A 7716-nucleotide genomic window follows, 5' to 3' on the forward strand; every position below is an offset into this window, starting at 1 on the left:
TCTTCGAGCGCTCACCGCATCCCTCGCCGCTCCGGTCGCGGGCCTCCGGCCCGCTCCCGGGCGCGCCACCGAATATTCGTTCTCTCACCTGTATTGAACGAAACCGGAGTAGAATGTGTCACCTGCCGAGGGTTTCGACAGAGTCGTTTCTGTGGGTGCGTAGTGCGACAGCGAAAGCGAGGATGGGAGAGTCGCGGCCTCTGACGTCCGTCGAACGCGACCGGAGAGGTGAGGGGGGACAGCCGCGTTTACTGCGGCCGCACGAGAAGTCGGACCTGCGACCCGTCGCGATTGGCGTAGGAGATCGGGGTACAGATCACGTCGTACCGTCCCGGCTCGACCTGATCGAGGTTGTCGACGCCCTCGATGATCAGGATGTCTTCGGGGAGGAGCGTGTAGTGGACGTGGTGTTCTTCGAGCGCCGCACCGGGTTTGTCGGCCGAGAGCGCGTCGATGGCGAAGCACGCGATATCCTGTTCGACCATGTACTCCGCCGCGCCTTTCTCGGGATAGACGAAGTTCCGCAGGTACTCGTCGGTGTCTTCGGGTTTCATTCCGCAGTCCCAGATGAGATAGTCGCCGGCGCTCAGGTCGTATTTTTCCGCCTGTTCGGCGAGTTCCGCTCGACTGACGCCCTCGCCGGGCTCTTTGTCCGTGAAGTCACAGATGACGCCCTCCGTGAGCATCTCGTCCAGACGGATCTCGTCGATAGTGCGGTGTTCGTCCTTGGAGAGGAAGTGGGTCGGTGCGTCCATGTGGGTCCCGCAGTGCGTCTCGAGATGGAGGATCGTCGAGTTGTAGTCGTCCTCCTCGAGCGTCGCGAAGTCCTCGAACTCCGGGGCCGGATGCAGCGGCGGGAGCGTGGGGCTATCCTCGGTCAGAGTCTGGCTCAGGTCGGTCCAGTCGCTGGCTTGCATGTGTACTGGTATCAATGATATCCGCCGTCAAAGAACTACCGGAATGGTCACCGAGAAGGGCTAGACGAACTGGGGCGCGACCTCGTCGGCGAACAGTTCGATGCTCCGCGTCTCCGGGAAGTCGAGGAACATGAACTGGATCTTCTCGAATCCGAGGTCGCGGATGTATTCGATGCGCTCTGCGACCTCCTCGGGCGTGCCGATGATCATCTGTCCCTTCTCCCACGCGTTGTCCGCGGTGAGCTGTTCGTCGATGTCCTCTTCTTCGCCCCACGGGAGCGGGAAGATATCGTCGCAGATCTCGTCGAGGGCCGCTTCGTCTTCGCGGACGAGCACGTGGGCGAGCCACGAGCGTTCGACCTCGTCCGGGTCGCGGCCCTCCTCTTCTAGGTACTCGTCGAGTTTCTGCGCTTTGAACTCGATCGGCGGACCGCGGTTGCGCGCGCTGATCTCGACGTTCCACTCGTCCGCGTACTTCGCCGTCAGGCGCAGCATCCGGGGGCCGGCCCCGCCGATCGAGATCGGCGGGTACGGCTCCTGAATCGGCTTCGGTTGGTTGTACGCGCCGTCGATCTGGTAGTGGTCGCCGTCGAAGGACGGCGCCTCCTCGGTGAACATGCGCGTGATGACTTCGAGCCCTTCCTCGAGCATGTCGATGCGCGTATTGACTTCGGGGAACTCGTAGCCGTAGCGCTGGTGCTCCTCGCGGTGCCAACCGGCACCGAGGCCGAGTATCACGCGTCCGTCGGAGAGGTGGTCGACGGTCGTCACCATCTTCGCCAGGAGTGCCGGGTTCCGGTACGTGATGGCGCCGACGAGCGGACCGATATCGACGTCGTCGGTTCGCTCGGCGAGGGCGGACAAGAGCGTCCAGACTTCGTACTCCTCGTTGTGGGGGCCGAGAATGAAGTGGTCGGGCGCCCACAACCCCTCGAATCCGGCGTCGACGACCGTGTCGACGCCGGACATCATCGTCTCTCGGTCGAGGTGTTCCATCTGCGGGTAGTCTCGGTGTACGCCGTCACCCGGATAACAGGCGACCATCCAATCAAACTGCATACTCCCTCATGGAAGTCCAGCATAATTAAGGTCATGTTTCGTTCGTACACCCGTCCGATCGCCGTGAGTTCGACACGGCAGACAGACGCCGGAGCGGTCGAGAACGACACGGAACACCCTCAGCTTGAATCGATCGGAACAACTAACACCGTCGATTGAATGGAAGTTCACGTATGACACTCCCAGATACGGACAAGCCGCTGTACATCGACGGCGAGTGGCGCGAATCGCAGAGCTCCGAGACGGTCGACGTGGTGAATCCCGCGACCGAGGACGTTGTCGACACGGTCCAGCGGGCGACCGCCGACGAGCTCGACGCGGCGCTGGACGCCGCGGAGGACGCACGCGTCGAGTGGGCCGAGACGCCCGCACGCGAACGCGGCGAGTACCTCCGAGAGATGGCAGAAGCCCTCAGGGGCTACCAGGAGGAGATCGGCGAGATCATCATCGACGAGGCCGGGAAGATCAAAGAGAGCGCTTACGCCGAGGCCGGCCGCGGCCCTCAGCGGATCGAGTACAACGCCGAGTGGGACCGCCGGATGGAGGGCGACATCGTTCCCAGCGACGACCGCGACGAGAAGATCGACCTCCAGCGTCACCCCTACGGCGTCGTCGTCGGCATCACGCCGTGGAACTCTCCCGTGTCGGTGTTCGCCCGCAAGCTCGCACCCGCCCTCGTCGCGGGCAACACGGTCGTGATGAAGCCCAGTACCGACACGCCGCTGTCGGCGATGCGCGTCATCGAGATCATCGACGAACACGTTGACCTCCCCGACGGCGTCCTCAACTTCGTCGTCGGCTCGGGCTCCCACCTCGTCGAGGCCGACCAGACTGACATGATCACGATGACCGGCTCCACGCAGACCGGCAAGGCGATTATGCGCTCGGCCTCGGACCAGCTCAAGGAGGTCTCCTTAGAGCTGGGCGGGAAGGCGCCCGCGATCGTCTGGAAAGACGCCGACCTCGACGCCGCCGTCGAGGATATCCTCGTCGCGCGGGTCTCGAACACCGGGCAGGTCTGTACCTGCGCCGAGCGGGTGTACGTCCACTCCGACGTCGCCGAGGAGTTCACCGAGAAGTACGTCGACGCGATGGAGTCGATCACCGTCGGCGACCCCCGCGACGAGAGCGTCGACATGGGGCCCCAGGTCAACCGGAACGAACTCGAGGGGACCGAGGGGGCCGTCCAGAACGCCGTCGAGCAGGGTGCCCGGGTATTGACCGGAGGGAAGCGTCCCGAGACGCTCGAGAAGGGCTTCTTCTACGAGCCGACGGTGCTCACGGACGTCACTCAGGACATGGACATCATCCAGGACGAGGTGTTCGGCCCAGTCAGTCCGATCATCGAGATCGACAGCTTCGACGAGGCCGTCGAGTACGCCAACGACTCCCGCTACGGCCTCTCCTCGTACGTCTTCACTCGGGACTACGAGATCGCGATGGAGGCTGCCCAGCGCATCGAGTTCGGAGAGGTGTTCATCAACCGGACCCTCGGCGAGGCCCTCCAAGGCCATCACATCGGCTGGAACGAGTCCGGTATGGGCGGCGAGGACGGCAAGTACGGCGTCCTCAAGTACACCCAGCTGAAGACCGTCTACCACAACTGGTAGGACAGTTCGAAGAGACATAGCAGCTGCTCTCTTTGTACTTCGATCGGCGGGTTCAGACGACGTCTCCCCCCGCGACAGGCAGCCTTCGGCGTTGTTTGCGTTCGCTCGCTGTTTGCGTTCGACGACGCTGAAACGTGAACAAAATCGGTCGGGTCTGTCGGCGACCGACGCGGGGACGTCCCTTGCCCATCCCGCCAGATCGCGTCCGCTATCGTTGGAAGGACGGGTCACAATCAGAATAAATCTGCTGGCGGCAAAAGCTCCCATGGACCGTCGTACCCACTCGTACGATCGTACCGGGTAACTCGGATGAGGCGACGACAGTAAACTATAATCGTGTACGAGAGAGTCTAGCAGGTATGAGTGGTCCCGTGTCTGAACGCGAATCCAACAATCGCATCAAAGCAGTCAGCACTATGTTCAAGATTGTTGAATCGCTCAGGGATCGAGAACGGACGGGCGTCTCGGAACTCGCCGATCGCCTGGACATGCCGAAAAGCACCGTCCACGTGTACCTCCAGACGCTGGCCGACGAGGGGTACGTCATCAACGAGGACGGGAAGTACAGCCTGAGTCACGGGTTCCTCGAGATCGGGGGTGCCGTCAGGAAGCAGATGAGTATCTACCAGGCAGCCCGCCCCGAGATAGACGCGCTGTCGGCCGACACCGGAGAGGTGGCGAACCTCGGTATCGAGGAGGGCGGCAAACGGGTCCTGTTGTACTCGGCCGAGCCCTCCGAGGGCGTGTTCGACAACTCCCCGGTCGGCCAGTACACGCACATGCACTGGACCGCCCTCGGAAAAGCCCTCTTAGCCCAGCTCCCCGACGAGCGCGTCGACGACGTCGTCGACCGGCACGGCCTCCCGGAGGCGACCGAGAACACGATCACGGAACGAGAGGCGCTCTTCGAGGCGCTCGACCGGATCCGAGACCGCGGCTACGCGGTCGAGGACGAAGAGCGACGCGAGGGGATCAAGGCTATCGCGGTGGCGTTCGACCCCGAGATCGGCTCGGTGCCGGCGTCAGCGTGGCGATCTCCGGACCGAAGCGCCGCATCGGCGAGCAGGAGTTCGACCGCGAGCTGCTCGACGCGATCAAAGCGACCGTCAACGTGATCGAGTTGAAGTACAAACATTACTGATCGTCCGTCATCGTTGGACGATATCGCGTCGATTGGTTCGCTCCCACCGTCGAAGGTACCAATAGCACGGGAACAGATGAGAGAAGAGCCGACCCGGTAGGAGGATTTATCCTCACGGACCCCATTCCGAACCCCATGTCGAACGATCACGACGCCACCGTCGCCCCCGTTCCGGAGGAGATGGTGTTGGAGGCGTGTGGCGACGTGTCCTTCCCGGAGATGGGCGTCATCGAACAGCTCTGGGAGACCGACCCGATTCCCGACGACGCGGTCGCTGACGCGGCCGCGGCGGCACTGGACGCCCTCTCGTTGACGGACGTGCCGGCGGGCGGAGAGGTCGCGCTCGGCGTCGGAAGCCGGGGTATCGCGAACCTCGCGGCCATCGTCTCGGGCGTCGTCTCGGGAGTCCACGAGCGGGGCTACGAGCCGTTCGTATTCCCGGCGATGGGGAGCCACGGCGGCGCGACCGGCGAGGGCCAGCGGAAGAAGCTCGAGGCCCTCGGAATCAACGAGGAGACGATAGGGTGTGAGATACGGTCGTCGATGGAAGTCGTGGAGGTGGGCCGGACGCCAGAACGCGACGTACCCGTCGTCGCGGACGCCAACGCCGCCGCCGCCGACGCGATCGTTCCCATCAACCGCGTCAAACCCCACACCGATTTCCAGGGCGAGGTGGAAAGCGGGCTCTCGAAGATGCTCGTCATCGGGATGGGGAAACAACGCGGCGCGAAGATCGCCCACGAGCGCTCCGTGGGATGGAGCCTCAGCCGCATGATACCCGAGATATCGACGCTGCTGCGAGAGGAGTTGCCCGTCGTCGGCGGGATCGCCATCGTGGAGGACCAATACGACGACACGGCGCTGATCGAAGGCGTGCCCCCGGACGGCTTCCTCGACAGGGAGGCGGCGCTGCTCGAACGGGCCTACGAGCTGATGCCGACACTCCCCTTCGAGGACCTCGACGCGCTCGTGCTCGACGCACACGGCAAGGAGATAAGCGGCGCCGGGATGGACACGAACGTGGTCGGCCGCATGGAGTTCGCGTTCTGGGAGCCGGAACCGGAGAAACCCGACGTCAAGCGCATCTACGTCCGCTCGCTCACCGAGCCATCGATGGGGAACGGTATCGGCGTGGGACAGGCCGACGTGGCACACGCCGACTTCTTCGACAGCATGGACCTCTCGAAGGCGCTGATAAACGGCATCACGTCGAGCGCCATCCGGAGCGCGCGCATCCCGCCGATCGTGGAGACGGACCGCGCGGGACTGGCCACGATGCTCTCGACGATCGGGGTAGTAGACCCGGATACGGTGCGGGTCCTGCGTGTGACCGATACGATGCACTTAAAACGCGTCTACGCCTCGCGGGCGCTCGTCGAGGAAGCCCGCGAGCGGGACGATCTCCGGGTCGTCTCCGAACCCGGTCCCATCGAGTTCGACGAGGACGGCAATTTCGCCGCTCCCTCCCCGACGGCGAAGAACGACTGAACGCGACGCGTCCATCGTGTGGATCGAGCCGCCGTCGACGGGTAGTTCGATCCGGTCACGGAAGAGATCCGCTCGGAACAGCGGAAGGCGCTCACGTCTGCAATCTCCATCGACTCGGCGAATCGGTTCACGACGACGGTCGCCTCCTCCTCGTCGGCGCGCGCTACCGGTGGCCGGTGATATCCGCCGGCCAGTCGTGACCGGCTATCTCCGAGGGCTCGTAGGGTTCCTCGAGGTACTCCAGTTCGCTCCCGGAGAGCGACACGTCGAGGGCCTCCACGGCGTCTTCGAGGTGTTCGACGCTCGAAACCCCGATGATCGGGGCGTCGACCCAGTCCTGATGGAGCACCCACGAGAGCGAGATCTGCGCCATCGAGACGCCCTTCTCCTCGGCGAGTTCCTCGACCCGTTCGTTGATCGTCCGGCCGCCGCCCTCGTGGTACGTGTGGTCGTACTCGACCGCCTCGTCGGCTCCCCGGGTGGTCGCCGCCGTCGCGTCGTCCGGGCGCGTGAGGTAGCCGCGCGCCAGCGGGCTGTAGGGGATGACCCCGACGTCGTGTTTGTCACACAGGGGCAACACGTCCCGCTCCTCCTCCCGGTACGCCAGGTTGTAGTGGTTCTGCATCACCGAGAACGGCTCCAGTCCGAGCGTGTCGGCCACGCGCAGCGCCTCCGAGAACTCCCAGGCCCACACCGAACTGGCGCCGAGATACCGGGCCATCCCCCGCTCTATCACCTCGTTGAACGCGCGCATCGTCGTCTCCACGCTCGTCTCGGGGTCGAGGCTGTGGGCGTGGTAGATGTCCACCGTGTCCATCCCGAGACGTTCCAGGGAGTTCGACAGCTCCTGTTGGATGGTCTTCCGGGAGAGGCCGCTCGAGTTCGGGTTCTCGGGATCCATCGGGTGATAGACCTTCGTCGAGACGACGAGGCGGTCCCGGTTGTGGCCCGCCAGCGACGAGCCGAGGATCTCCTCGCTCTCCCCCTGCGAGTAGACGTTCGCGGTGTCAAAGAAGTTGATACCGAGGTCCAGCGCACGCTGGATGATCTCGTCGCTCTGCTCCTCGTCGAGCGTCCACGTCCGTCCGGACCCGAAGCTCATCGTGCCGAGACACAGCCGGCTGACCGTCATTCCCGTATCCCCCAGCGTCGTGTATTCCATACTCCGGCCGACTCCCCCTACCTACTTAATGATACGCCCGCGCGAAGACGCGGGCGTCGATCGGCGTACCGAGAATCGTCCGTCGATGAAGACGGACCTTCCCGGTGACCGACGAAGCGATCTCGGAGACCAGCGTGTCATCGAACGGTTGCCACGCCCCAAAGGACGATCAGTACAACCGAGGAGACGATCGATCCGTTGTTGTGGTGGCGCGCTCCGGTGAGCGGCCGGGAGGCCGCGAACCCGAGCGCGAGGGACGCGGTGAGCTGCTCGAAGAGCGCGAACCCGCGAGGCTGGGGAGCGTGAGGCGGGCTGTGCGGTGCGGGTGGATCAAAGGGC

At 64.2% G+C, this 7716-nt stretch carries 7 protein-coding genes; 3 read left to right on the top strand and 4 right to left on the bottom strand.

Annotation, left to right across the window (positions count from 1 at the left end; all coding sequences use genetic code 11):
- Positions 1-248: 248 nt before the first annotated feature.
- Together GJ633_RS11750 and GJ633_RS11755 are read right to left on the bottom strand one after the other, a co-directional pair.
- Complete coding sequence (locus GJ633_RS11750) at positions 249-917, bottom strand: cyclase family protein (RefSeq protein ID WP_156588978.1); 669 nt, start codon at positions 915-917, stop codon at positions 249-251.
- 60 nt (positions 918-977) lie between these two features.
- Positions 978-1976: an LLM class flavin-dependent oxidoreductase gene (locus GJ633_RS11755; RefSeq protein WP_156588979.1), complete on the bottom strand. Its 999-nt coding sequence runs from the start codon at positions 1974-1976 to the stop codon at positions 978-980.
- Between the two features lie 173 nt (positions 1977-2149).
- Between GJ633_RS11755 and aldA the strand changes: the two genes are divergently transcribed.
- The 3 genes from aldA to GJ633_RS11770 all read left to right on the top strand — a co-directional run bounded on the left by aldA (position 2150) and on the right by GJ633_RS11770 (position 6215).
- Entirely contained in the window at positions 2150-3586 is a 1437-nt protein-coding gene (gene aldA / locus GJ633_RS11760; protein WP_156588980.1) for an aldehyde dehydrogenase, read from the top strand.
- 359 nt (positions 3587-3945) lie between these two features.
- On the top strand, positions 3946-4701 hold the full coding sequence (locus tag GJ633_RS11765; RefSeq protein ID WP_197431324.1) for an IclR family transcriptional regulator: 756 nt from the start codon (positions 3946-3948) through the stop codon (positions 4699-4701).
- Between the two features lie 161 nt (positions 4702-4862).
- Positions 4863-6215, top strand: a complete 1353-nt coding sequence (locus GJ633_RS11770; protein ID WP_156588981.1) for a DUF362 domain-containing protein — start codon at positions 4863-4865, stop codon at positions 6213-6215.
- A 163-nt stretch (positions 6216-6378) separates the two neighbouring features.
- Here the strand turns inward: GJ633_RS11770 and GJ633_RS11775 are convergent, their stop codons facing one another.
- Together GJ633_RS11775 and GJ633_RS17890 are read right to left on the bottom strand one after the other, a co-directional pair.
- Entirely contained in the window at positions 6379-7377 is a 999-nt protein-coding gene (locus GJ633_RS11775) for an aldo/keto reductase (RefSeq protein ID WP_156588982.1), read from the bottom strand.
- A gap of 137 nt (positions 7378-7514) precedes the next feature.
- On the bottom strand, positions 7515-7716 hold a 202-nt coding region (locus GJ633_RS17890; protein WP_231741345.1), incomplete at its 5' end, for a hypothetical protein.

This window comes from Halorubrum sp. CBA1125, assembly GCF_009742825.1.
Lineage (GTDB): Archaea > Halobacteriota > Halobacteria > Halobacteriales > Haloferacaceae > Halorubrum.